This window comes from Agromyces sp. NPDC058104 (assembly GCF_042884835.1).
Taxonomy (GTDB): domain Bacteria; phylum Actinomycetota; class Actinomycetes; order Actinomycetales; family Microbacteriaceae; genus Agromyces.
In genome coordinates this window covers 265,692-288,107 of the sequence record NZ_JBHVTD010000001.1, presented here as the reverse complement: position 1 = coordinate 288,107, position 22,416 = coordinate 265,692, and the positions used below count along the sequence as shown (strand labels likewise).

24 protein-coding genes are annotated in these 22,416 nt (G+C 71.0%); 11 read left to right on the top strand and 13 right to left on the bottom strand.

Translation table 11 applies throughout. The annotated features are described in order from the left end of the window. Nucleotides 1-103: 103 nt before the first annotated feature. Together greA and ACFVTH_RS01310 are read right to left on the bottom strand one after the other, a co-directional pair. Nucleotides 104-595, bottom strand: coding sequence for a transcription elongation factor GreA (gene greA / locus ACFVTH_RS01315; protein ID WP_387085905.1), 492 nt, complete (start codon nucleotides 593-595; stop codon nucleotides 104-106). A gap of 78 nt (nucleotides 596-673) precedes the next feature. Continuing rightward, on the bottom strand, nucleotides 674-1,096 hold the full coding sequence (locus tag ACFVTH_RS01310) for a DUF4307 domain-containing protein (RefSeq protein ID WP_387085902.1): 423 nt from the start codon (nucleotides 1,094-1,096) through the stop codon (nucleotides 674-676). A 68-nt stretch (nucleotides 1,097-1,164) separates the two neighbouring features. Between ACFVTH_RS01310 and ACFVTH_RS01305 the strand changes: the two genes are divergently transcribed. Next, complete coding sequence (locus ACFVTH_RS01305; protein WP_387085899.1) at nucleotides 1,165-1,494, top strand: hypothetical protein; 330 nt, start codon at nucleotides 1,165-1,167, stop codon at nucleotides 1,492-1,494. Between the two features lie 4 nt (nucleotides 1,495-1,498). On the opposite strand, the gene ACFVTH_RS01300 is transcribed toward ACFVTH_RS01305, so the two are convergent. Further along, nucleotides 1,499-2,302, bottom strand: coding sequence for a hemolysin III family protein (locus tag ACFVTH_RS01300; RefSeq protein ID WP_387085896.1), 804 nt, complete (start codon nucleotides 2,300-2,302; stop codon nucleotides 1,499-1,501). 74 nt (nucleotides 2,303-2,376) lie between these two features. Here ACFVTH_RS01300 and ACFVTH_RS01295 point away from each other — a divergent pair, with 74 nt between their 5' ends. The 4 genes from ACFVTH_RS01295 to ACFVTH_RS01280 all read left to right on the top strand — a co-directional run bounded on the left by ACFVTH_RS01295 (nucleotide 2,377) and on the right by ACFVTH_RS01280 (nucleotide 6,534). After that, complete coding sequence (locus ACFVTH_RS01295; RefSeq protein ID WP_387085893.1) at nucleotides 2,377-3,162, top strand: isoprenyl transferase; 786 nt, start codon at nucleotides 2,377-2,379, stop codon at nucleotides 3,160-3,162. Between the two features lie 80 nt (nucleotides 3,163-3,242). Beyond that, the gene (locus ACFVTH_RS01290) at nucleotides 3,243-4,361 is read left to right on the top strand and encodes an aminotransferase class V-fold PLP-dependent enzyme (RefSeq protein ID WP_387085890.1); all 1,119 of its coding nucleotides are present in this window, start codon (nucleotides 3,243-3,245) and stop codon (nucleotides 4,359-4,361) included. A gap of 354 nt (nucleotides 4,362-4,715) precedes the next feature. Continuing rightward, on the top strand, nucleotides 4,716-6,026 hold the full coding sequence (locus ACFVTH_RS01285; protein ID WP_387085887.1) for a PhoH family protein: 1,311 nt from the start codon (nucleotides 4,716-4,718) through the stop codon (nucleotides 6,024-6,026). A gap of 106 nt (nucleotides 6,027-6,132) precedes the next feature. After that, the gene (locus ACFVTH_RS01280) at nucleotides 6,133-6,534 is read left to right on the top strand and encodes a nuclear transport factor 2 family protein (RefSeq protein WP_387085884.1); all 402 of its coding nucleotides are present in this window, start codon (nucleotides 6,133-6,135) and stop codon (nucleotides 6,532-6,534) included. Nucleotides 6,535-6,698: 164 nt separating this feature from the next. On the opposite strand, the gene ACFVTH_RS01275 is transcribed toward ACFVTH_RS01280, so the two are convergent. From ACFVTH_RS01275 to xseA, 5 genes are all read right to left on the bottom strand, one after another. Next, nucleotides 6,699-8,114 carry a class II fumarate hydratase gene (locus ACFVTH_RS01275; protein WP_387085882.1) on the bottom strand — a complete coding sequence of 472 codons (1,416 nt, stop codon included), beginning with the start codon at nucleotides 8,112-8,114 and terminating at the stop codon, nucleotides 6,699-6,701. A gap of 68 nt (nucleotides 8,115-8,182) precedes the next feature. Further along, nucleotides 8,183-8,857, bottom strand: coding sequence for a carbonic anhydrase (locus ACFVTH_RS01270; protein WP_387085879.1), 675 nt, complete (start codon nucleotides 8,855-8,857; stop codon nucleotides 8,183-8,185). Between the two features lie 24 nt (nucleotides 8,858-8,881). Continuing rightward, nucleotides 8,882-9,523 carry a DUF4245 domain-containing protein gene (locus ACFVTH_RS01265; RefSeq protein WP_387085876.1) on the bottom strand — a complete coding sequence of 214 codons (642 nt, stop codon included), beginning with the start codon at nucleotides 9,521-9,523 and terminating at the stop codon, nucleotides 8,882-8,884. After that, nucleotides 9,523-9,771 carry an exodeoxyribonuclease VII small subunit gene (locus ACFVTH_RS01260; RefSeq protein ID WP_387085873.1) on the bottom strand — a complete coding sequence of 83 codons (249 nt, stop codon included), beginning with the start codon at nucleotides 9,769-9,771 and terminating at the stop codon, nucleotides 9,523-9,525. Before ACFVTH_RS01260 ends, ACFVTH_RS01265 begins: the two co-directional genes overlap by 1 nt. Before the next feature lie 10 nt (nucleotides 9,772-9,781). Next, on the bottom strand, nucleotides 9,782-11,089 hold the full coding sequence (xseA, locus tag ACFVTH_RS01255; RefSeq protein ID WP_387085870.1) for an exodeoxyribonuclease VII large subunit: 1,308 nt from the start codon (nucleotides 11,087-11,089) through the stop codon (nucleotides 9,782-9,784). 40 nt (nucleotides 11,090-11,129) lie between these two features. Here xseA and ACFVTH_RS01250 point away from each other — a divergent pair, with 40 nt between their 5' ends. Further along, nucleotides 11,130-12,170 (top strand): 4-hydroxy-3-methylbut-2-enyl diphosphate reductase, encoded by a 1,041-nt coding sequence (locus ACFVTH_RS01250; protein WP_387088668.1) that lies wholly within the window; start codon nucleotides 11,130-11,132, stop codon nucleotides 12,168-12,170. A 188-nt stretch (nucleotides 12,171-12,358) separates the two neighbouring features. Here the strand turns inward: ACFVTH_RS01250 and ACFVTH_RS01245 are convergent, their stop codons facing one another. Both ACFVTH_RS01245 and fbaA read right to left on the bottom strand, forming a co-directional pair. Continuing rightward, complete coding sequence (locus ACFVTH_RS01245) at nucleotides 12,359-13,027, bottom strand: DUF6264 family protein (protein WP_387085867.1); 669 nt, start codon at nucleotides 13,025-13,027, stop codon at nucleotides 12,359-12,361. Between the two features lie 12 nt (nucleotides 13,028-13,039). Next, nucleotides 13,040-14,074, bottom strand: a complete 1,035-nt coding sequence (gene fbaA / locus ACFVTH_RS01240; RefSeq protein WP_386940224.1) for a class II fructose-bisphosphate aldolase — start codon at nucleotides 14,072-14,074, stop codon at nucleotides 13,040-13,042. 130 nt (nucleotides 14,075-14,204) lie between these two features. Here fbaA and ACFVTH_RS01235 point away from each other — a divergent pair, with 130 nt between their 5' ends. Continuing rightward, the gene (locus tag ACFVTH_RS01235) at nucleotides 14,205-15,287 is read left to right on the top strand and encodes a fructose-bisphosphatase class II (RefSeq protein ID WP_387085864.1); all 1,083 of its coding nucleotides are present in this window, start codon (nucleotides 14,205-14,207) and stop codon (nucleotides 15,285-15,287) included. 180 nt (nucleotides 15,288-15,467) lie between these two features. Beyond that, the gene (gene glpX, locus ACFVTH_RS01230; RefSeq protein ID WP_386940228.1) at nucleotides 15,468-16,469 is read left to right on the top strand and encodes a class II fructose-bisphosphatase; all 1,002 of its coding nucleotides are present in this window, start codon (nucleotides 15,468-15,470) and stop codon (nucleotides 16,467-16,469) included. An 89-nt stretch (nucleotides 16,470-16,558) separates the two neighbouring features. Here glpX and rmuC read toward each other — a convergent pair whose 3' ends face one another. Both rmuC and ACFVTH_RS01220 read right to left on the bottom strand, forming a co-directional pair. After that, nucleotides 16,559-18,184 carry a DNA recombination protein RmuC gene (gene rmuC, locus ACFVTH_RS01225; RefSeq protein WP_387085861.1) on the bottom strand — a complete coding sequence of 542 codons (1,626 nt, stop codon included), beginning with the start codon at nucleotides 18,182-18,184 and terminating at the stop codon, nucleotides 16,559-16,561. A gap of 56 nt (nucleotides 18,185-18,240) precedes the next feature. After that, nucleotides 18,241-18,858, bottom strand: a complete 618-nt coding sequence (locus ACFVTH_RS01220) for a 3'-5' exonuclease (RefSeq protein ID WP_387085858.1) — start codon at nucleotides 18,856-18,858, stop codon at nucleotides 18,241-18,243. A gap of 146 nt (nucleotides 18,859-19,004) precedes the next feature. Here ACFVTH_RS01220 and ACFVTH_RS01215 point away from each other — a divergent pair, with 146 nt between their 5' ends. Further along, nucleotides 19,005-19,790 (top strand): class I SAM-dependent methyltransferase, encoded by a 786-nt coding sequence (locus ACFVTH_RS01215; protein ID WP_387085855.1) that lies wholly within the window; start codon nucleotides 19,005-19,007, stop codon nucleotides 19,788-19,790. A 19-nt stretch (nucleotides 19,791-19,809) separates the two neighbouring features. Here ACFVTH_RS01215 and ACFVTH_RS01210 read toward each other — a convergent pair whose 3' ends face one another. Continuing rightward, nucleotides 19,810-20,481 (bottom strand): hypothetical protein, encoded by a 672-nt coding sequence (locus tag ACFVTH_RS01210; protein WP_387085852.1) that lies wholly within the window; start codon nucleotides 20,479-20,481, stop codon nucleotides 19,810-19,812. Between the two features lie 108 nt (nucleotides 20,482-20,589). Between ACFVTH_RS01210 and ychF the strand changes: the two genes are divergently transcribed. Both ychF and ACFVTH_RS01200 read left to right on the top strand, forming a co-directional pair. Then, complete coding sequence (gene ychF / locus ACFVTH_RS01205) at nucleotides 20,590-21,663, top strand: redox-regulated ATPase YchF (protein ID WP_376947333.1); 1,074 nt, start codon at nucleotides 20,590-20,592, stop codon at nucleotides 21,661-21,663. A 7-nt stretch (nucleotides 21,664-21,670) separates the two neighbouring features. After that, the gene (locus tag ACFVTH_RS01200; RefSeq protein ID WP_387085848.1) at nucleotides 21,671-22,339 is read left to right on the top strand and encodes a helix-turn-helix domain-containing protein; all 669 of its coding nucleotides are present in this window, start codon (nucleotides 21,671-21,673) and stop codon (nucleotides 22,337-22,339) included. Nucleotides 22,340-22,416: the final 77 nt, after the last annotated feature.

Here is a 22,416-nt window from a genome sequence, read left to right as displayed (position 1 = left end):
CTGGCGACACTTTTCCTGAATCAGGGGTCGGTCGGGGGCCGCAGAATGCGAAAGAGCGGATGCCATGTGGCATCCGCTCTTCGCGTTCGTCGACGTGGTGCGCCTACTGGCCGCCCCAGGTGTCGACGGCGGTGATCTCGACGGCGATCTCGCGGCCGTTCGGCGCGGTGTAGCTCGTCTTCGCGCCGACCGCGAGTCCGAGGATCGCGGCACCGAGCGGCGACTGCTCGCTCCACACGTCGAGCTCGGAGTCGCCGGCGATCTCGCGGCTGCCGATGAGGAATGTCTCCTCGTCGCCGGCGATCACGGCGGTGATGACGGTGCCCGACTCGACGATGCCCTTCGACGCGGGCGCCTCGCCGACCTCGGCGGTCTTCAGCAGCTCCTTGAGCTGGCGGATGCGGGCCTCGATCTTGCCCTGCTCGTCCTTCGCGGCGTGGTAGCCGCCGTTCTCCTTGAGGTCGCCCTCCTCGCGCGCCGCCTCGATGCGCTTCGCGATCTCCTCGCGACCGGTGGTCGAGAGCTGCTCGAGTTCCGCCGCGAGGCGGTCGTAGGCCTCCTGGGTGAGCCAGGTGACGGTGGCGTCCTGCGCCATGATGCACACTCCTGTGTAGGGGAAGTCACGCCGGATAGACGTGTCGCCCCGAACCACGTTCAGGGCGAATGCCCCATGTTAGGTGAGCCAGCAGCGGTAAATCAAACCCGTGTTCGCCTCCTGGGCGGTTCTCACGGTCTCGGTGAGGCTGCGGATGTGCTGGTCGGAGGCGGGAACCTCGATGACCTTCCATCCGACGACGGTGAAGTCCTCGTTGAGGGCCTGCACGATGCACGCGGTCTCGTTGCCCGGCGGCACCGAGAGGTTCCAGCTCACCTCGACGGCGCGCTCCTCGTTGATGAGCCGGTGGCCCGTGTCGGTGACCTCGAGCTGCGGCTTCTGGCCGTCGAGGCCGGCCCAGACGACCCACGCGATGAGCACCACCGCGAAGGCGATCGCGCCGCCGATCAGGAGGAACCGGTCGCGGGAGCGGTGGCGGCGGGTGCGCCCGTATCGGTCGTCGAGCGCGGCGCTCGCGGGCGCGTCGGTCTGGGTGGGCACCCGGGCTCCTTCAGAGGTGGATCGACTAGGCTGCATCAAGCCTAACGCCGCCCCCTGAAGGGAATCCGATGCTCGTCGACTCCGTCCGCTCCGTGCTGCTCCCGGCGAGCACTCTCGTCGCCGAGAAGGACGAGTTCGACCCGAACACCGTCACCCCCGGGGTCTGGGGCTTCGTCGTGACGTTCCTCATCATGGTGGTGGTGCTCCTCCTCATCCTCGACATGGTGCGCCGGATCCGTCGCACGAACTACCGGGCGCAGGTGCGCGCCGAGCTCGAGGCCGAGGCCGCGGCCGAGGCGGCCGCCGTCGAGGAGACGGGGTTCGGCGGGGCCGACGCGCAGCCGGTCGACGCCGCGGACGACGAGCCCCGCGACGACGACGCCCCGAACCGGGGCTGAGCCCTCAGCCGGCGTGGTACGCCGGCGCCATCGCGATCAGCAGCGTCGCCGTCCAGTGGCACATGAACGCCAGCACGGTGCAGGTGTGGAAGATCTCGTGGAACCCGAAGACGCCCGGCCACGGGTTCGGCTTCTTGAAGCCGTACACGATCGCGCCGATCGTGTAGAGCACGCCGCCGACGCAGACGAGCACCATCATCGCCACGTTGGCGTTCACGAGATCGACGATGTACATCATCGCCGCCCAGCCGAGCAGCAGGTAGATGGGCACGTAGAGCCAGCGCGGCGCGGTGATCCAGAACACGCGGAACCCGATGCCGAGCAGCGCACCGCCCCAGACGACCGACAGCAGCACCCAGCCCTTCTCGGGCGGCAGCGCGAGGATCGCGAGCGGCGTGTAGGTGCCGGCGATGAGCAGGAAGATGTTCGCGTGGTCGATGCGCTTCAGCACGACCTTGGTCTTCGGCTTCCAGTTGAAGCGGTGGTAGAGCGCCGAGTTGCCGAAGAGCAGCATCGAGGTGAGCATGAACACGGCCGACGCCCACTTGGCCGGCGCCCCCTGCGCGAGCGCGATCAGCACGATGCCCGCCGCGATCGTGACCGGGAACGTGCCCGCGTGGATCCAGCCGCGCCACGTCGGCTTCACCTCGTCGACGTGGCTGAGCGAGTCGTCGAGCAGTGGGATGTTCGGCAGGTCGGGGCCGTGCTCGTCACGCGCGACGGCCGCGTCGGCCGGGTCGTCGGGCGCGACCGGACGGGTCAGCCCCTCGACGAGATCGGCGGGTTCGCGGGGGCGCTCGGGGGTCATGGTCACAGCGTAGGGCCTCGTCGATCACGGTCCGCTGTGAGTTCGGGGCACCGGTGAAGGGGTAGCGTAGTGCCGTGCAGACGAGCGATCAGCCCCTCGGTCGCGGGATCCTCTACCGGCTCTACCAGAACCGGCTCCGACGCGGACTCGACCCCGCGGCCCTCCCGCGCCATGTCGCGATGATCATCGACGGCAACCGCCGCTGGGCGCGGCAGCTCGGCTTCGAGACCGCCGCGCACGGGCATCGCGCCGGCGCCGCCAAGATGCGCGAGTTCCTCGAGTGGTGCGACGACGCCGGCATCTCGACCGTCACCCTCTACCTGCTCTCGAGCGACAACCTCGGCAACCGCCCGAGCGACGAACTCGCCGACCTCATCGAGATCATCGCGGAGCTCGCCGAGGAGCTCAGCCACTACCGCGACTGGCGGGTGCAGCACGTCGGCTCCGACGCGGGCCTGCCCGAGCCGCTCGTGGCGGCGCTCGACGCGGCCGAGCACCGCACCGCCGACAAGCACGGCCTCCACGTCAACCTCGCGGTCGGCTACGGCGGGCGCAAGGAGATCACCGACGCGATGCGCTCGATCGTCGCGGCCCACCACGCCGAGGGGCGCAGCCTCGAAGACCTGGCCGAGCGGCTCACCCCCGACCTCATCGGCGAGCACCTCTACACGGGCGGCCAGCCCGACCCCGACCTCGTGATCCGCACCTCGGGCGAGCAGCGCCTCAGCGACTTCATGCTGTGGCAGTCGGCGCACAGCGAGTTCTACTTCGTCGAGGCGCTCGGGCCCGACCTTCGCAAGGTCGACTTCCTCCGCGCGCTCCGCGACTACTCCAAGCGGCACCGCCGATTCGGCGGGTGACCGGCGATCCGTCGCTCGGCCGGGCTGCGAGGCATCCCCTCGTTCTGCAAGGATGTTCGACGGAGAAGGGGGCACAGCACGTGACCATCGAAGATTTCAACGCCGGATTCACGGAAGAACCCGGTTACCTCGACTACGGCCGGGTGGGGCCGCTGTCGACCGCGGCCGCCGAGGAGGTGCTCGCGTTCACGCAGGTGCTGCAGCGCGCCCGCCACGGCAGCATGGACGCCTTCTCCGAACAGGACGCGCGGGTGCGCGCGGCCGCCGCTGCGGTCACCGGCTTCGCGCCCGAGCAGATCGCCTTCGAGCCGAACACCACGACCGGCATCCTGCACGCGATGTTCGGGCTCACCGGGGGAGTGCTGCTCTCGGCCGACGAGTTCCCGAGCCTGCCGATCGGCGCCGTGCGCGCGCAGGAGGCGCTGCACACCGTGCAGCCCGTGTGGCTCGAGACCGACCACGGCAAGGTCACGCCCGGGCAGATCCGCGAGCAGCTCGAGCAGAACGTCGCGGCCGTCGCGGTGAGCCTCGTCGACTCGCGCACCGGCTACCTCTGCGACATCGAGGGCATCCGGCAGGTCATCGGCGACCGGCTCCTGATCGTCGACGCGATCCAGGGGTTCGGGGTCGTGGATGCTCCGTGGCAGGCCGCCGACGTCGTCGTCACCGGTGGCCAGAAGTGGTGCCGAGCCGGCTGGGGCACGGGCCTGCTCGCGCTCTCCGACCGAGCGCTCGAGCGCCTGACGCCGGTGTTCTCGGGCTTCAGCGCGACCGAGGAGGCCGAGCCCTGGGGGCACGTGCCGCCGCCCGCGCCCGACGCCCGTGCGTACCGGGTCTCGAACCCCGACCCGCTCGCCCAGGCCCGCCTCGCGGCCGCCCTCGAGGAGATCGCAGAGACGGGCGTTCCCGCGATCAACTCCGCGATGGCCGAGCGCGTGAGCCGGGGGATCGAGCTCGCCGACGAGTACGCGATCGCCGTCGTCTCCTCGCGCGACGAGCAGGAGCGGGCCGGCATCGTCGTGCTCGAGCCGCCGGCCGAGCAGGTGACCCTGCTCACGGCGTCGCTGCACAACCACGGCGTCACCGCGACGACACGACTCGGGCAGGTGCGGCTCTCGATCCACTCCGCGACCTCCGACGAGACCTTCGAGATGCTGCGCGCCGCATTCGTCTCGTACTCGACCGCGGCGAGCTACTAGTCCCAGGCCTGTCCGGCGGGTGCGGGCGCTGCCGTCCCCGCCGTCCCGCCGTCCCGTCCCGCCGTCCCCGCCCTCCTGTCGTCCTGCCGTTCCGCCGTCCCGCCGTCGGCGAATGTGAACGGGCGATGAAGTTTCGCGTGTCGCTTCCAGAGTTCGAGCGCGTCGGACGTAGGTTCGGCTCAACGGGCAGATCGCCCGTTCGAGTCGGCCTCGAAACCGACTACGGGAGGGATCGCCGGCCGTCGCGTGAACCGGGCAGGAATGCCCGGGGCGGGAGCGGTTGTGGCGTCATCGGTTACTCCTGAATCGGTCGGTCGTTCCGAGGCGAGCGCGGACGCGCAAGCAGCGGAGGGCGTGCGCGACGGCGTCGCCCAGGCCGAGCGCACGTACGTCCTCGACACCTCGGTGCTGTTGAGCGATCCGCGCGCGCTCTTCAACTTCGCCGAGCACGCGGTGGTGCTGCCCGTGGTGGTCATCACGGAACTCGAGGCGAAGCGCAACGACCCCGAGATCGGCTATTTCGCGCGGCAGTCGCTGCGCATCCTCGACGAGCTGCGCGTCGCGCACGAACGGCTCGACTTCCCGATCCCCGTCGGCGACGGCGGATCCCTGAGGGTCGAGCTCAACCACTCGAGCCCCAAGGTGCTGCCGAGCGGGCTCCAGCTCGGCGACAACGACTCACGCATCCTCGCGTGCGCCGCCAACCTGCAGCAGGACGGCATTCCCGTCACCGTCGTCTCCAAGGACCTGCCGCTGCGCGTCAAGGCCGCCTCGATCGGCCTCGACGCGCAGGAGTACCGGCACGAGCTCGCCCTCGACTCCGGCTGGACGGGCATGGCCGAGCTCACGCTCGGATCGAACGACATGGCCTCGCTCTACGAGCACGAGGAGATGACGACGAAGGAGGTCGACGGCATGCCCGTCAACACGGGCCTCGTCATCCACTCCGACCGCGGCTCGGCGCTCGGCCGGGTCGTCGGCGAACGCGAGGTGAAGCTCGTGCGGGGCGATCGAGACGTGTTCGGCGTGCACGGCCGCTCGGCCGAGCAGCGGCTCGCGATCGACCTGCTGCTCGACCCCGAGATCGGCATCCTCTCGCTCGGCGGACGCGCCGGCACCGGCAAGTCGGCGCTCGCGCTCTGCGCCGGCCTCGAGATGGTGCTCGAGCGTCAGCAGCACAAGAAGATCATGGTGTTCCGGCCGCTGTACGCGGTCGGCGGGCAGGAGCTCGGCTACCTGCCCGGCGACCAGGGCGAGAAGATGAACCCGTGGGGCCAGGCGGTCTTCGACACGCTCGGCTCCGTCGTCTCCGACAACGTGCTCGACGAGGTCGTCGATCGAGGGCTGCTCGAGGTGCTGCCGCTCACCCACATCCGCGGGCGCTCGCTGCACGACGCCTTCGTGATCGTCGACGAGGCGCAGTCGCTCGAACGCAACGTGCTGCTCACGGTGCTCAGCCGCATCGGGCAGAACTCGCGGGTGGTCCTCACGCACGACGTGGCCCAGCGCGACAACCTCCGGGTCGGCCGGCACGACGGCATCGCGTCCGTCATCGAGACGCTGAAGGGGCATCCCCTCTTCGCCCACATCACGCTCACCCGAAGCGAGCGCTCGGCGATCGCCGCGCTCGTCGCCGAGGTGCTCGACGGGGCGGAGCTGACCTAGGAGCCCGCCGGCCGGACGGATCGGCTCGACGGGGGAACCGCGCCGATCCGCCCGGCCGGTGCGCGCTCCGCCCCGGTGTGTCAGCGGTGCCTGCGACGATGTCGGAATGCCCCGCGACACCGAGCCCGCGACCGTGATCGAACTCCTCTGGACGAGGATGCAGGCGCGCGACTGGCCGGGTGTGCGGGCCCTGCTCGCCGACGAGCTCGTCGTCGAGTGGTACGCCTCGCTCGAGCGCATCGTCGGCCCCGAGAACTTCGTCGCGGTCAACGCCGAGTATCCCGAGGGGTGGTCGATCCGCATCCTGTCGATCGTCGCCGACGGCGACCGCGTGGTCTCCGAGGTCGAAGTTCCGCATGAGGGCGTCGGCGTCTTCCGCGCCGCCTCGTTCTGGACGGTGCGCGACGGGCTCGTCGTCGCGGGCCGCGAGTACTGGACGACGCGCGGCGGCGACCCGGCGCCCGAGTGGCGGCGCCACCTCATCGAGCCATTGGTCGCCGGGGACTGAGCGGGCCGGTTCGGAACACCGCTGCGCCACTTGTACGCCCGCTGCGCCGGTTGAACTGGCGCGCGGGGCGGGCAAGTGGCGCAGCGAGCGTACGACGGGCGCAGCGGAGACGACGGATGCCCCGTGCCACGAGTCGTGGCACGGGGCATCCGGTGTTCGTGGCGCTACTTCGCCTGCGGCGGACGCGTCATCGACAGGAGGTCGAGGGCGCTGTCGAGCTGCTCCTCGGTGAGGTCGCCGCGCTCGACGTAGCCGAGGTCGATGACGGCCTCGCGCACCGTGATGCCCTTGGCGACCGAGTGCTTCGCGATCTTCGCCGCCGCCTCGTAGCCGATGAGCTTGTTGAGCGGGGTCACGATCGAGGGCGACATGCCGGCGAGGGCCGTCGCGCGCTCGACATTGGCCTCGAGGCCGTCGATCGTCTTGTCGGCGAGCACGCGCACCGAGTTGGCGAGCAGGCGGATCGACTCGAGCAGCGCGGTGCCCATGACCGGGATCTGCACGTTGAGCTCGAACGCGCCCGAGGCGCCGCCCCACGCGATGGTCGCGTCGTTGCCGATGACCCGTGCGCACACCATGAGCACGGCCTCGGGCACGACGGGGTTGACCTTGCCCGGCATGATCGAGGAGCCCGGCTGGAGGTCGGGGATGTGCAGCTCGCCGAGGCCGGTGTTGGGGCCCGAGCCCATCCAGCGGAGGTCGTTGGCGATCTTCGTGAGGCTCACGGCGATCGTGCGCAGCGCGCCCGAGGCGTCGACGAGGCCGTCGCGGTTCGCCTGCGCCTCGAAGTGGTCGGCCGCCTCGGTGACCGGCAGCTCGGTCTCGCGCTGCAGCAGCTCGATGACGAGCTGGGGGAAGCCGGCGGGGGTGTTGATGCCGGTGCCGACGGCCGTGCCGCCGAGCGGGACCTCGGCGACGCGGGGGAGCGCCGTGCGCACGCGCTCGATGCCGAGGCGGATCTGGCGGGCGTAGCCGCCGAACTCCTGGCCGAGCGTGACGGGCGTCGCGTCCATCAGGTGGGTGCGGCCGGCCTTGACGACGCCTGCCCACAGCTCGGCCTTCGCCTCGAGGGCGACGGCGAGGTGGTCGAGCGCGGGGATCAGGTCGTCGATGAGCGCCGCCGTCACGGCGATGTGCACCGAGGTCGGGAAGACGTCGTTCGACGACTGCGAGGCGTTGACGTGGTCGTTCGGGTGCACCGGGCTGCCGAGCTTGGTGGTCGCGAGCGTCGCGAGCACCTCGTTCATGTTCATGTTCGAGCTCGTGCCCGAGCCGGTCTGGTACACGTCGACCGGGAAGTGCTCGGTGAAGCCGTGCGCGCCCGAGATGACCTCGTCGGCAGCGGCCTCGATCGCCTGGGCGATGCCCGCGTCGAGCACACCGAGCTGCGCGTTCGCCTGCGCGGCGGCCTTCTTGATGCGCGCGAGCGCCTGGATCTGCTGCGGCTCGAGACCCGACCCCGAGATGGGGAAGTTCTCGACGGCGCGCTGCGTCTGCGCGCGGTAGAGGGCACGGGCGGGAACCCGCACCTCGCCCATCGTGTCGTGCTCGATCCGGTAGTCGGCGGCGTTGTCCACCACGGTGTGTTCCCTTTCGGTTGCGATGCTTCGCTGTGATGCCGGCCGTGCCGGCTGGCCTCGAAGCGGCGTCAGATGCGACCGAGGACGATGTCGGTCTCGACGCGACCTTCGAACAGGCGGTAGTTCGCGCCGACGATAGCCAGCGTACCCGCTGCGATCGCGTCGCTGATCATCTCGGAGCTCTCGACGAGCTCGGTCACGGTGTTGCGCAGGTGCTCGCGACCGACGTAGCCGGCATCGACGTGCGACGGGTCGATGGCGCCGTCCGCGTCGGCTCCGTTGCCGGCCACCTTGCGCACGGCGGGCACGATCTTCTGGACGAGGCCCGCGATGTGCGAGGGCAGCGGGGCGGCGCCGCTCGCCTGCGAGTCGATCGCGGCGCGCACGGCGCCGCACTCGTCGTGGGCCAGCACGATGATCACCGGCACGTGCAGGATGCCGACGGCGTACTCGAGCGAGCCGATCGCCGAGGGGGAGACGACCTGGCCGGCGTTGCGCACGACGAAGGCGTCGCCGAGCCCGACGTCGAAGATGATCTCGGCCGAGAGCCGGGAGTCGCTGCAGCCGAAGATCGCCACCATGGGGCGCTGGGTGTGCGCGAGCGAGGTGCGCCGGTCGATGTCCTGGCGGGGGTGCTCGGGCTTTCCGGCGATGAAGCGCTCGTTGCCGCGACGGAGTTCGCGCCACGTGGCAGCCGGGCTGTCGGGCCGTTCGGCGGTGGGTGCGTTCGTCTGCTCGGTCACGTGGCTCCTCGTCGTCGGTGCGGGTCAGTCCTGAGCGTCGACCGTCGGGGCGATGGCCGTCGCGAGTGCGGTGAACTCGTCGGGAGTGGCCGTGCCGAGCAGCACGAAGGTGCTGCCCCCCGACTCGGTGGTGAGCGCGTAGCGTGCGTTGCCGACGTCGTCTCCGGTCTTGCGGTTGTCGTAGATCGTCCACTCGACGCCGTCGATCGTGGTCGTGCCCGTCGCGAGCGTGCGCGAGAGCAGCTCGGAGACCCACGTCGGGTTCGCGTCGAAGCCCTGGTAGACGCCGAGATACTCGTCGCTCGGGGTCAGGTAACCCGCGTACCAGGCGGTGACCCCGTCGGTCTGGCTCGTGCGGAGCTCGGCGGCGTTGGCTCGCCAGCCCTCGGGCAGCTCGGGCACCGCCAGCGGGTCGTCGCTCGCGATCTGCGCCTGCTCGGCGACCGCTGCGACGTCGACGTCGCGTTCGAGAGGGGTGTCGCTGCGGGGCACCAGGAGGACGATGACGACGACGAGCGCGAGGCTCGCGCCGAGCGCGAGCACGAGGTTCTTCGTCGTCTGGCGCTGACGGTGCTTGAGGGAGTTCTCGGCCTTGCGGGCCGCGGTCTCTTCAGGGGTCTCGGGGCGGCCGAGCTCGGCGACGACCCGGGGTGCGCGCTCGGCCATCAGGCCTCGCCGCCGTCGCGCCCTGCGGCGGCGGCCGCGCCGCTCGCGCGTGCCGCGTCGAGACGTGCCTTCGCACCGACGAGCCACTCTTCGCAGCGCGCCGCGAGGGCCTCGCCGCGCTCCCACAGGGCGAGTGACTGCTCGAGCGTGGCCGAACCCTGCTCGAGTTCGCCGACGACGCGGACGAGCTCGTCGCGGGCCTGCTCGTAGCTCAGCTCGGCGACGTCGAGTTCGGTGGTGGAGGGCATGGCCCTCATTCTATTCGGCGTCGCCTGAGTCTCCGACCGGAGCGGCCTCGCCCTCCGACCGGGCGGCGAGACGGCCCTCGGCGAGGGTCAGCATGAGGCCTGCGCCCGCCGGCGCCCCATGGGGACCGCGGAGGACGTGCCCGTCGGGGCCCTGGACGATCGCGTATCCGCGGTCGAGGGTCGACTGCGGCGAGAGTGCGCGCAGGTGGCCGCGGAGTTCGCCGACCTGGTGCGTCTGGCGTTCGATCTGCCGCTCGACGAGCTCGGCACCGCGGGCGACCCAGCGGGTGAGGTCCTCGGCGCGGCGATCGACGATCCAGGCGGTGTCGGCGAGCGCCGGGCGGGTGCGGAGATGGCCGATGCGGTCGATCTCGTGCGCGACGAGGGTGCGCAGGCGCAGGCTCATGCGTGCACGCGCCTGCTCGACCCGCAGCAGCTCCTCTCCGACGTCGGGCACGACGCGCTTCGCGGCGTCGGTCGGCGTCGAGGCGCGGAGGTCGGCCACCTCGTCGAGCAGGGGGCGGTCGGCTTCGTGGCCGATCGCCGACACGATGGGGGTGGATGCCGCGGCCGCAGCCCGCACGACGCGCTCGTCGCTGAAGCCGAGCAGGTTCTGGAAGTCGCCGCCGCCGCGCGCGACGATGATCACCTCGACCTCGGGGTCGGCGTCGAGGCGTTCGATCGCGGCGACCACCTCGCCCGGGGTGCGGTCGCCCTGCACGGCCGCGTGCACGACCCGGAACTCCACGGCCGGCCAGCGGAGACGGGCGTTGCGCAGCACGTCCTTCTCGGCGTCGCTGTCCCTTCCGGTGACGAGTCCGACGACGCCGGGGAGGAACGGCAGCCGCCGCTTGCGGGCGACGTCGAAGAGCCCCTCGGCCGCGAGCTGCGCGCGCAGGCGCTCGAGGCGCTCGAGCAGGTCGCCGAGGCCCACGTGCTTCAACTCGAACACCTGCATCGACAGCGAGCCGCCCTTGACCCACCAGTTCGGCTTCACGAGGGCCACGACGCGGTCGCCCTGCTTGAAGTCGCCGCCGAGCCGCGACCTCACCGACGACCAGATCTGGAACGACACGGTCGCGTCGGCGTCGAGGTCCTTCAGCTTGCCGTAGACGTTGCCGCCCGAGACGCCCCACTGGGTGATCTCGCCCTCGACCCAGACGGTGCCGAGCCGGTCGAGGTACTCCTTCAGCTTGGTCGAGAGCCGGGCGACGGGCCAGGGCGCCTCGCGGGTGGCCGGAGCATCGCGCGGTGCCGGTGCGTCCGTCACGCTGGCCTCCCGACCGCCCGCCCAGGTTGCGCCGCGTAGGATTGGCATCGTGACGAGCTTGACTGATGCACCGCGGATCGACCTCGGCATGCCCAGAATCCCGAGCGTGCGAGGCCGGCTCAAGAATAACCCGGTCGACGGCGCCAAGCGGGTGCTGCTGGCTGCCCCGCGCGGGTACTGCGCGGGCGTCGACCGCGCCGTCATCGCCGTCGAGAAGGCGCTCGAGCACTACGGGGCGCCGGTGTACGTGCGCAAGCAGATCGTGCACAACATCCACGTCGTGACCGAGCTCGAGAAGCAGGGCGCGATCTTCGTCGACGAGGTCGACGAGGTGCCCGAGGGCGCGCACATCGTGTTCAGCGCGCACGGCGTCTCGCCGGCGGTCGTGAACGCGGCATCCGACCGCGGGCTGCACGCGATCGACGCGACGTGCCCGCTCGTCACCAAGGTGCACCGTGAGGCCGTGCGCTTCGCACGCGACGACTTCGAGATCCTGCTCATCGGTCACGAGGGGCATGAAGAGGTCGAGGGCACGGCGGGCGAGGCGCCCGACCACGTCACCCTCGTCAACAGCCCCGACGACGTGCCGAACATCGAGGTGCGCGACCCCGACAAGGTGGTCTGGCTCTCGCAGACGACCCTCTCGGTCGACGAGACCATGGAGACCGTGCGCCGTCTGCGCGAGCGCTTCCCGAACCTGCAGGACCCGCCGAGCGACGACATCTGCTACGCCACCCAGAACCGCCAGGTCGCGATCAAGAAGGTCGCCCAGGAGGCCGAGCTCGTGATCGTCGTGGGCTCGGCGAACTCGTCGAACAGCGTGCGACTCGTCGAGGTCGCGCTCGAGAACGGCGCGAAGGCCGCGTACCGGGTCGACTACTCGAGCGAGATCCGCCAGGAGTGGCTCGACGGCGTCGCCTCGGTCGGCGTGACGAGCGGCGCCTCGGTGCCCGAGGGGCTCGTGAAGGAGGTGCTCCTCGAGCTCGCCGATGCCGGGTACGCCGACGTCGCCGAGGTCAAGACGGCCGAGGAGGACCTCATGTTCTCGCTGCCGAAGGAGCTCCGGAAGGACCTCCAGGGCAACCGCGACGCGCGGGCGCTGGGCGGTCGCCGCACTGCGGACGCCTGAGTCGCCCCGACGGCAGCGATCGTCGCCGGTTCGCCCCGCGCCTGAGGGATTCGACGTGACGAGTCGTCTGCAACGGCGGATGACACGCCGGCGCCCGTGCACGACCGGAGCGCGCGTCGCGGCCGAACGCCGCCGACCCGTCGCGGCGGGCCGCGCCGGCGCGGTGGCGGACGCAGCGCGTCAGGGCGTCAGGGCGCCGTCGTCGGCGGTGTCAGGAAGAACTCGACGAGCGCCGGGTCGCTGAACGCCACGACGTAGGTCACGACCATCACGACGAGGAAGGCCGCGACGCCGGCGAGCAGCGGGATCCACCACGAGCTCGCGCCGGCGCGCATGCGTGCGCGCGACCACATCAGCGCGCCGACCCAGAGCGCGAACTGCGCGATCACCCCGACGGCGATCGCCACGGGAACCGCCGGCCCGGGGGCGAACTCGTCGGGCGGGGTGGTGCCGAACATCGAGGCCGAGAGCGTGAGCGACTCGAGGATGTTCGACGGCATCGCGATGATCGAGAGCGTGTTGTACACGGCGCCCATCGCGCCGAAGACGAGGAGCGCGACCGTCCAGGCGCGATCGGTCGGGCGCGCGACGGCGCCCGGCTGCTGCGGGTACGTCGGCACGGGTGCGCCGAGCGGTGCGCCGTGGACCGAGCCGGCGGCGGGCCCGGCGGCAGCGGGCTCGGGCGTCGTGCCGCCCGAGTACGGGTCGGCGGGCGGCTGCCACGTCCACCCCTCGGGGGCGTACTCGCCGTACCTCGGACGAGGCCGCTCGTCGGCGGGCGGCGCGGCGGGCGGCTGCGATGCCGCCGCATTCGTCGCGCCGTCGTCGGGCGTCTGAGCGGCCTCGTCGCGAGTCATCCGGTACTGCCCTTACTTCGAGGTGATCGACTGGCCGGCCGAACCCAGCTGGCGGGTCGACTCGCCGACGCGCACGGCCATCGCCGACTCGGCGACCTTGCCCCAGGCGCGAGGGTCGTACTGCTTCTTGTTGCCGACCGAGCCGTCGATCTTCAGCACGCCCTCGTAGTTCGACAGCATGTAGCCCGCGACCGAGCGCGTGTACGCGTACTGGGTGTCGGTGTCGATGTTCATCTTCACGACGCCGTTCGCGACCGCCTCGGCGATCTCGGCGTCGGTCGAGCCCGAGCCGCCGTGGAACACGAGGTCGAGCGGCTTCTCGCCGGTGCCGTACTTGGCCTGCAGGCCGTCCTGGATCTCCTTCAGGAGGGCCGGGCGCAGCTTCACGTTGCCGGGTGCGTAGACGCCGTGCACGTTGCCGAAGGTGAGGGCGGCCATGTAGCGGCCCTGCTCGCCGAGACCGAGCGCCTCGACGGTCGAGATCGCGTCGTCGAGAGTGGTGTAGAGCGCCTCGTTCGAGCCCTCGTGCTTGACGCCGTCCTCCTCGCCGCCGACGACCCCGATCTCGACCTCGAGGATCGCGTTGATCGCCTTCATGCGGGGCAGGATCTCCTTCGCGATGTCGAGGTTCTCGTCGAGCGGCACGGCCGAGCCGTCCCACATGTGCGACTGGAAGATCGGGTTGCGGCCCGCCTTCACCTCGGCCTCGGAGGCCTCGATGAGCGGGAAGACGAAGTCGGCGAGCGCCGGCTTCGGGCAGTGGTCGGTGTGCAGGGCCACGGTGATCGGGTACGACTTCGCGACCTCGTGGGCGAAGCGCGCGAACGCGAGGGCGCCCGTCGAGCGAGCCTTCACGGTGTGGCCGGCGAAGTAGTCGGCGCCGCCCGTGGTCACCTGGATGATGCCGTCGGAACCCGCCTCGGTGAGGCCCTGGAGCACCGCGTTGAGGGTCTGCGAGCTCGAGACGTTGAACGCCGGGAACGCGAAGCCCTTGGCCTTCGCGGTGTCCAGCATCTCGGCGTACTGCTCGGGGGTGGCGATGGGCATGGTGCTCCTTCGGTGACGACAGTGTGGGTTCGGCACGAGTCTATCGACTTGTCGAGCACCGCTCAGGTGTCGGATGCCACGTGGCGTCGCCGCACGGTCATCGGGTGCCGCGGCGGGGCAGGATGGAGCCATGACCGACCCGACCGCGCCTGAGCCGGCCGACGCCGCCGATGCCGCGAACGCCTCCGAGCTCGCCGAACTCCTGCGCCCTGCCATCGTCGCGGCGGCGACGGCGTGCCTGCCGTTCGTGGGGCGCGGTGACGGCGAAGCGCTCGACGGCGCAGCGGTCGCTGCGATGCGCAGTGCGCTCGCCGGGCTGCCCGTCGACGGCCGGGTCGTGGTCGGCGAGGGGGAGAAGGACGACGCCCCGATGCTGCATCTCGGCGAGCGGTTCGGACGGGCCGCCGTCGGCGACCCGTCGATCGACATCGCGGTCGACCCCGTCGACGGAACCCGGCTCGCCGCCGCGGGGCGGCCCGGCGCGATGGCCGTCATCTCGGTGACGGCGCGCGGGGCGCTCTTCGATCTGGGGCCCGGGCACTACCTCGAGAAGCTCGTCACCTGGCTGCCGGGTTTCACGCGGACGCGCGCGACGGGCCGCTCGTTCGCCGAGCTGATTCCCGAGCTCGTCGCCGACGCCGCGCTCGTGCGCGGCGTCGCGCCGCGGGACATCCGCATCGCCGTGCAGGACCGCCCGCGCAACCGGTCGTACCTCGAGGCCGTGCGCGCCGCCGGTGCGGTGGTCGAACCCTTCGAGCACGGTGACATCGAGCGCAGCCTGCAGGCGCTTCCCGGGGCTGTCGGCGAGCCCCGACCCGAACGGCCACGGCTCGACGCCGTGATCGGCATCGGCGGCGCCCCCGAGGGCGTGGTCGTCGCCGCCGCGGTGCGTGCGCTCGGCGGCTCCATGCTCGCGCGCTTCGCCCCGCAGTCGGACGCCGAGCGCGACCGGGTGCTCGCGCACCTCGACGGGCGGCGGGCGATCGACGCGGTCGCCGACCTCGACGAGCTCTGCGCCGGGCCGGCTGCGATCGTGCTCGCCGCGGTCACCGACTGCGCGATCGGCCTGCCGCTGCCGGGCGTGCGGCGGATGCCCGCCGGTGCGCGGGCGCACTGGTGGTCGGCGCCCGGCGGCGCGCACGGCTGGGCCGACCTGCTCGACGGGGTCGACGGGGTCGACGGGCTCGGTGGGCTCGACGGGCTCGCCGGGTGAGTGGGGCGCGGGTGTCGCCGCGTCCGAGTCGGGACATTAAGAATGCACATTCTTTCACCGATGATCGAGTGAAAACCCGGCCGCGCTCGCCGGGTCGTGCCTAGGCTGGAAGCGGACGATCGTCCCTCTCACGCCGGCCTCCGATCGAGGCCGATCGCACGAACCCCGGAGGACCACTCGATGGTGAGCACCGATACCGCCAGCCTCTTCCTGCACCCCGACCGCAACATCGCACTCGAACTGGTGCGCGCGACCGAGGCCGCGGCGATCCGCTCGTACCCGTGGATCGGGCGCGGCGACAAGCTGGGGGCCGACGGTGCGGCCGTCGACGCGATGCGCGCGTTCCTCGGCACCGTGAACTTCGACGGCGTCGTCGTCATCGGCGAGGGCGAGAAGGACGAGGCGCCGATGCTCTTCAACGGCGAACGCGTCGGCAACGGCCGCGGGCCCGCCTGCGACATCGCCGTCGACCCGATCGACGGCACCTCGCTCACCGCGGCGGGCCGGCAGAACGCGCTCTCGGTCATCGCGGTCTCCGACCGGGGCAGCATGCTCGACGCCTCGAGCGTCTTCTACATGGACAAGATCGTGACGGACGCCTCGGGGATCGGCGTGGTCGACATCCGCAAGCCGATCGGCGAGAACCTCCGCGCGCTCGCCGCGGCGAAGGGCAAGGAGGTCGGTGAGCTCCGCGTCGCCGTGCTCAACCGCCCGCGTCACGAGCAGCTCATCGCCGACATCCGCGCCGCCGGCGCCGGCACCCGCCTCATCAGCGACGGCGACGTCGCCGGCGGCATCAACGCGGCCCGCTACGAGTCGCGCATCGACATGTGCGTCGGCATCGGCGGCAGCCCCGAGGGCATCACCACCGCGTGCGCGATCAAGGCGCTCGGCGGCTTCATGCAGGGGCGCCTCGCGCCGAAGGACGACGCGGAGCGCGCCCGCGGCGAGGCCGCCGGCCTCGACTGCGACAAGGTCTACGAGCTCGACGACCTCGTGCGCGGCGACAACACCTTCTTCGTCGCGACGGGTGTGACCGACGGCGAGCTCGTCGACGGCGTGCGCAAGAAGGGCCCGATCATCCGCACCGAGTCGATCGTGCTGCGCGGAAAGTCGGGCACGTCGCGGCGCATCGTCGCCGACCATCTCATCGAGAAGTGGCTGCCCGACGCCGACATCTGAGCACCGGGATGCCGAGCGGGCGTCGGACCGACCTCCGTCGGCCCGACGCCCGCTTCGTCGTCTGCGCGAGGGGACGGCGCGACGACGCGTCAGAGGCTGTTGCGGATCTCGTCGTCGATGTCGGCGAGGACGTCGGCGGGGGCGTCGTCGAGCGCGTCTCGGCCGGCCTCGAGCTCGCCGGTGTCGATGCCCTCGAGGACGACCTCGATCGCGCCGGGCCCATCGGTGACGGCGGCTTCGAGGGTCTCGACACCACGCAGCTTGCGTTCGATCGCCCGCGTGCGCTGCCCGGCGGCCGCAACCGTGTTCTGCGCGGTCTGCAGCTGCTTGCCCAGCTTGTCCCAGACGAGGGCGTACTTGTTGAACTCGGCCTTGGCCGCTCCGAGCACCTGCCACACCTCGGAACTGCGCTTCTCGATGGCGAGGGTGCGGAAGCCCATCTGCAGGCTGTTGAGGAGCGACGCGAGAGTGGCCGGGCCCGTCACGTTCACGCGGAACTCGTTCTGGAGCTTGCTCATGAGCCCCGGGCGACGCACGACCTCGGCGAAGAGGCCCTCGGTCGGCAGGTACATGATCGCGAAGTCGGTGCTCAGCGGCGGCTCGATGTACTTCTCGGCGATGGTCTTCGCCTGGGCGAGCACCGCGCGCTCGAGGGCCTTCGCCGCCGACTCGATCTCGCCCTTCTCGCCGCCCTCCTGGGCCTCGAGCAGGCGCTCGTAGTCTTCTTGCGGGAACTTGGAGTCGATCGGCAGGTAGACTGGTCGGTCGCCGTCGGTCTGGCCCGGCAGCTTGACCGCGAACTCGACGTTCTCGCGCGAGTTGGGCTTGATGACGACGTTCTGCTCGTACTGCTCGGGCGTGAGCAGGTCTTCGAGCTGACGCGAGAGCTGCACCTCGCCCCACGTGCCGCGGCTCTTGACGTTCGTGAGCACGCGCTTGAGCCCGCCCACGTCGGTCGCGAGCGTCTTCATCTCGCCGAGGCCGACCTGCACCTGCTCGAGTCGCTCGCTGACCAGCTTGAACGACTCGCCGAGCCGCTTCTCGAGCGTGCCCTGGAGCTTCTCGTCGACCGTCTCGCGCATCTGGTCGAGCTTGGCCTCGTTGCCGGTGCGGAGCTTGTCGAGCTCGTCGCGCATCGACTGCTGCAGCTCGACGTGCTTCGCCGCGTTGGCATCGGTCAGCGCCTGCACGCGCTCGGCGTTCACCGCGAGCGCGTCGGTCAGTGCCTTCTGCAGCTTCTCGACGGTGGTGCGCACCTGCTCGAGCTTGTCGTCGTTCGCCGCGCGCAGCGCGTCGAAACGGGTCTCGACCGCGCCCTTGAGTTCGTTCTGCGCGGCGAGCGAGGACTTCGAGGAGGTGTGGAACTTCTCGCTCAGCTCGATGAGCGAGCGGTCGACCGTCGTGCGGAGCTCGTCGGACGACGCCTTGCGCGACTCGCGCTCGCGCCCCGACTCCTCGGCCTGTGCGACGGCGGTCGACTGCAGCCGCTGGTCGAGCTGCATCTGCAGTGCGTTGAGCTGCTGGCTCAGCTCGCTGCGCTGCATCGCGAGGTCTTGGCGGAGGTCGCTGCCGCCCGCGCGCACCTCGTCTCGGATCGTCGAGGACAGCTGCGGGTCGCCGGCGGCCGCGCCGCGCCGCTGAGCGAGGAGCCGGACGCCGAGCGCGCCGAGCAGAGCGCCCACGATGAGGCCGATGACGAGCAGCAGGATCTCCATGCCATCGAGTGTCGCAGGCGCCGCCGACATCTGGACGCCGCCGTGCGGCGGGGCGCCTACTGCAGCGCCATCGGCCCGTTCGTCGCGCGATCGGCGGCGACGGCGACGGGGCCGATCGAGCCGAGCTTCACCCTCGTGATGTGCGCGAGCCGCTCGACGTCGTCGGCGCCGTGGCGATCGGCGGCGTGCACGATGATCGCGGCGCACGCCTCGGCGTCGGCGAGTGCGTCGTGGTGCGAGAAGCCCTCGAAGCCGGCCGCCATCGCGGCGACGGGCAGCCGGTACGAGTCGAGGTGGTAGGTGCGCCGCGCCACCTGCAGGCTGCAGAGCGAGCGGTAGTCGGGCACCGCGAGGCCCCACGCGGCCGAGGTCTTGGCGATGACGCCGAGGTCGAACGTCGCGTTGTGCGCCACGAGCACGTCGTCGCCCGCGAACTCGCGCAGGGCCGGAAGACGGGTGCGCCAGTCGGGGGCTCCGTCGACCATCTCGCGCGTGATGCCGTGGATCCGCACGTTCCACTCCGAGAACTCGTCATGCGGGAACGGCGGTCGTATGTACCAGTGCACCCGGTCGACGACCTGCCCGTCGCGCACCTTCACGAGCCCCACCGAACAGGCGGAGGCGCCGGAGGAGTTGGCGGTTTCGAAGTCGATCGCGGTGAAGTCCACTGGCACGAGGACATCGTGCCACGCCTCGCCGACACGGGCGGGCGGCGGGCCGGGCGGGTCACGAGTCCGGTCCGGTCGACGGCTCCGGTTGACGGATGCCACGGCGCGGGCGTGGAATGGACGGGCGACCCGCGCGACGAGAGGACGAGCCCATGAGCGACGCTCCCGAACGAGGTCCGGGCGAACTGGTCGTCGACCCCGGAGCCCCCGAGACGCGGCGTTCCGCGAGATCGTTCGGCGCTGCGGCATCCGTCTACCACCAGGCCCGCCCCGGCTACCCGGCGGACGCCGTCGAGTGGCTCGTCGTCGACGCGAAGCGCGTCCTCGACCTGGGTGCGGGAACCGGCAAGCTGACCGAGGCGCTCGTCGGGCTCGACCGCGAGGTGATCGCGGTCGACCCGGTGGAGGAGATGCTCGAAGAGCTCGAGATCGCGGTGCCCGGCGTGCCACGGATCCTCGGCACCGCCGAGGACATCCCCATCGAGGATGCCTCGGTCGACGCCGTCGTCGCGGGGCAGGCGTGGCACTGGTTCATCCCCGAGCGGGCGATCCCCGAGATCGCGCGCGTGCTGCGCCCCGGCGGAGTGCTCGGGCTCGTCTGGAACTCGCGCGACACGAGCGCCGACTGGCTGCGCGAGGCCGGCGAGATCATGCACGAGCGCCACGACGCGAGCGCGACCTTCGAGACCTACGTGCAGGTGGGGCCGCCGTTCGGGGCGATCGAGGAGCACACCGTCGCCTGGGCGAAGCGGATGACGCGAGCGGGGTTCCTCGACCTCGTGCGCTCGCGGAGCTACTTCATCACCGCGAGCGAGTCGGAGCAGGCGTCGACGCTCGCCGCCCTCGAGACCCTGCTCCTCACCCACCCCGACGTCGCCGGCGCCGAGGAGCTCGAGGTGCCGTACCTCACCCGCTGCTTCCGGACCCGGCTCGGCTGACGCGCACCGGCGGGCAGGCTCAGAACGGGAGGTACGAGAGCGTCGGCGCCGTGAGCATGATGATGGTCGTGTCGCTGCCGTCGGCCCGCAACGTCACCATGTCGGTGGTCTCGCCGCCCGGGGTGGGCGGCACGAGCGACGGGTCGACCGGGTCGACGCGGTAGTCGGTGCCGTCGTGCACGAGCGGGGTCACGAGGGCGACCTCGGCCACCGGTGAGCCGACGGTCGGTCCGCTCGCGCTGCGCACCGCGATGCCCTCGACCTCGGGCGCGGTGACCTCCACGAGCGAGGGCAGGAAGTAGTCGTCACGGGACTTCTCGAGGCCGACGGCGTCGCCGAGCGTGAAGTCTCCCCAGGTGTAGAGATCGAAATCGGCGTAGTGCCCGCCCGAGCCGTCGCGCAGCGACATCACGGGGTCGGCGCCGAAGGCCTCGGCGAGCGCTGCGACCGCCGGCGCGACTTCATCGGGCCAGAGATGCGTGAACGTCGTCGCGCCGTCGGCGTCGACGAGACTGAAGCCGCTGCCGTCGACGATGATCTCGACCGTCTCGGGCCCGGTGGGATCGGGCGTCGAGCTCGACTCGACCGGCGACGCGCCCGGCGACGGGCTCGCCGGCGCGAGCGGGTTCGCCGAGCAACCGGCCAGCGCGACTGCGGTGAGGGCGATGAGCGTCAGGCGAAGCATCCTCATGCGCTCATGATGACCGAGTCGCACCCGACGTGGGCGACGCTCGCATAACGAATCGGCGGCGTTCTCGCCGACCTCGCTCCCGGCCGCTCCCCGGTAGACTGTGCCCCCGTGGCTCTCACTATCGGTATCGTCGGTCTGCCCAACGTCGGCAAGTCCACCCTCTTCAACGCCCTGACCAAGAACCAGGTGCTCGCGGCGAACTATCCGTTCGCGACGATCGAGCCCAACGTCGGCGTGGTGAACCTGCCCGACCCGCGCCTTGCGACACTCGCCTCGATCTTCGGCTCCGAGCGCATCCTGCCCGCGGCCGTGTCGTTCGTCGACATCGCCGGCATCGTGCGCGGCGCCTCCGAGGGCGAGGGCCTCGGCAACAAGTTCCTCGCGAACATCCGCGAGGCCGACGCGATCGCGCAGGTCGTGCGCGGCTTCGAGGACGGCGACGTCGTGCACGTCGACGGCAAGATCGACCCGAAGTCCGACATGGAGACGATCAACACCGAGCTGATCCTCGCCGACCTCGAGACACTCGAGCGCGCCATCCCGCGCTACGAGAAGGAGATCAAGGGCAAGAAGCTCGACCCCTCGGTGCTCGCCGCGGCCAAGGAGGCGCAGGAGGTGCTGCAGAAGGGCACGCCCCTCTCCGCGGCATCCGTCGACCTCGCGCCCATCAAGGAGCTCGGCCTGCTCACCGCGAAGCCCTTCATCTACGTCTTCAACGTCGACGAGTCGGTGCTCACGGATGACGCGAAGAAGGCCGAGCTCGCCGAGCTCGTCGCCCCCGCCGAGGCCGTGTTCCTCGACGCGAAGATCGAGTCGGAGCTCATCGACCTCGACCCCGAGGAGGCCGCCGAACTGCTGGCCTCGACCGGCCAGGAGGAGTCGGGCCTCGACCAGCTCGCCCGCATCGGCTTCGACACCCTGGGCCTGCAGACCTACCTCACCGCCGGCCCCAAGGAGTCGCGCGCGTGGACGATCCACAAGGGCGACAAGGCCCCGCAGGCGGCCGGTGTGATCCACACCGACTTCGAGCGCGGCTTCATCAAGGCCGAGGTCATCTCGTTCGCCGACCTCGTCGAGACCGGCTCGGTCGCCGAGGCCCGTGCGAAGGGCAAGGCCCGCATGGAGGGCAAGGACTACGTCATGCAGGACGGCGACGTGGTGGAGTTCCGCTTCAACGTGTGATCCGCGGATGGAGCGCATCTACGAGGAGCACCATCCCGACTCGCCCGTGCTCGCGTGCGTGTGGCAGGCGCATGCGACGCGAGACGAGCGCTACCTCGTGCCGGCGGTCGAGTACTGGGATCTGTGGTTCGCCCGCGAGCCCGATGGAGAGCTGCTCGCCGGACTGGCGGGCCCGACCCTTGGGCACCGCTGGATCCGCTCGACCATCGGAGAGCACAGCTGGGGCATCCAGCTGAAGGCTCACGCCATCCTGCCCGGAGTGAGCAAGCAGCTCCTGCTCGGCGGCGAGCAGCGGCTCGTCGTCGAAGCCGGGCACGTCGCGCTTGCGCAGCATGCCGTGCCGTTTCCGGAGTTCGAGGATCTCGAGGCCTTCACCGATCGTCTGCTGGAACTCGACGTGCTGCGGAGCGACGACGACGTCCGGCGGATGCTCTCCGGCGATGACGCGGGTTACTCGGAGCGGCATCGTCAGCGCCGGGTCCGCGCCGCGACCGGGCTCACGCGCAAGCAGATCGAGCAGCTGGCGCGAGCGCGGGAAGCGTTCGCCCTGCTGCTGCAGGGCGTGCCGCCTGCCGAATGCGCCGCACGCTGCGGTTTCGCGGATCAGGCGCACCTGACTCGTTCGTTGCGAGCCTTCCACGGCCGAACGCCGGCCGAGGTGCTGTCGGGCCGGTGATGGCGGGAATGTTCAAGACCGTGACGTTCGCTCGGTGATGGACTGATGACCTCGCATCCACCACGAGGACAGGAGCA

Excerpts from the sequence above, each read along its gene's own strand:
- ACFVTH_RS01265 (WP_387085876.1), bottom strand. The coding sequence starts at position 9,523 with ATGGCCGAGCGCGCACCCCGGGTCGTCGCCGAGCTCGGCCGCCCCGAG.
- ACFVTH_RS01235 (WP_387085864.1), top strand. The coding sequence starts at position 14,205 with ATGACCGACCCGACCGCGCCTGAGCCGGCCGACGCCGCCGATGCCGCG.
- xseA (WP_387085870.1), bottom strand. The coding sequence starts at position 11,089 with ATGCCAATCCTACGCGGCGCAACCTGGGCGGGCGGTCGGGAGGCCAGC.
- ACFVTH_RS01305 (WP_387085899.1), top strand. The coding sequence starts at position 1,165 with ATGCTCGTCGACTCCGTCCGCTCCGTGCTGCTCCCGGCGAGCACTCTC.
- ACFVTH_RS01260 (WP_387085873.1), bottom strand. The coding sequence starts at position 9,771 with ATGCCCTCCACCACCGAACTCGACGTCGCCGAGCTGAGCTACGAGCAG.
- ACFVTH_RS01250 (WP_387088668.1), top strand. The coding sequence starts at position 11,130 with ATGCCCAGAATCCCGAGCGTGCGAGGCCGGCTCAAGAATAACCCGGTC.
- glpX (WP_386940228.1), top strand. The coding sequence starts at position 15,468 with ATGGTGAGCACCGATACCGCCAGCCTCTTCCTGCACCCCGACCGCAAC.
- ACFVTH_RS01210 (WP_387085852.1), bottom strand. The coding sequence starts at position 20,481 with ATGAGGATGCTTCGCCTGACGCTCATCGCCCTCACCGCAGTCGCGCTG.
- fbaA (WP_386940224.1), bottom strand. The coding sequence starts at position 14,074 with ATGCCCATCGCCACCCCCGAGCAGTACGCCGAGATGCTGGACACCGCG.
- ACFVTH_RS01245 (WP_387085867.1), bottom strand. The coding sequence starts at position 13,027 with ATGACTCGCGACGAGGCCGCTCAGACGCCCGACGACGGCGCGACGAAT.
- ACFVTH_RS01215 (WP_387085855.1), top strand. The coding sequence starts at position 19,005 with ATGAGCGACGCTCCCGAACGAGGTCCGGGCGAACTGGTCGTCGACCCC.
- ACFVTH_RS01300 (WP_387085896.1), bottom strand. The coding sequence starts at position 2,302 with ATGACCCCCGAGCGCCCCCGCGAACCCGCCGATCTCGTCGAGGGGCTG.
- ACFVTH_RS01280 (WP_387085884.1), top strand. The coding sequence starts at position 6,133 with ATGCCCCGCGACACCGAGCCCGCGACCGTGATCGAACTCCTCTGGACG.
- ACFVTH_RS01200 (WP_387085848.1), top strand. The coding sequence starts at position 21,671 with ATGGAGCGCATCTACGAGGAGCACCATCCCGACTCGCCCGTGCTCGCG.
- rmuC (WP_387085861.1), bottom strand. The coding sequence starts at position 18,184 with ATGGAGATCCTGCTGCTCGTCATCGGCCTCATCGTGGGCGCTCTGCTC.
- greA (WP_387085905.1), bottom strand. The coding sequence starts at position 595 with ATGGCGCAGGACGCCACCGTCACCTGGCTCACCCAGGAGGCCTACGAC.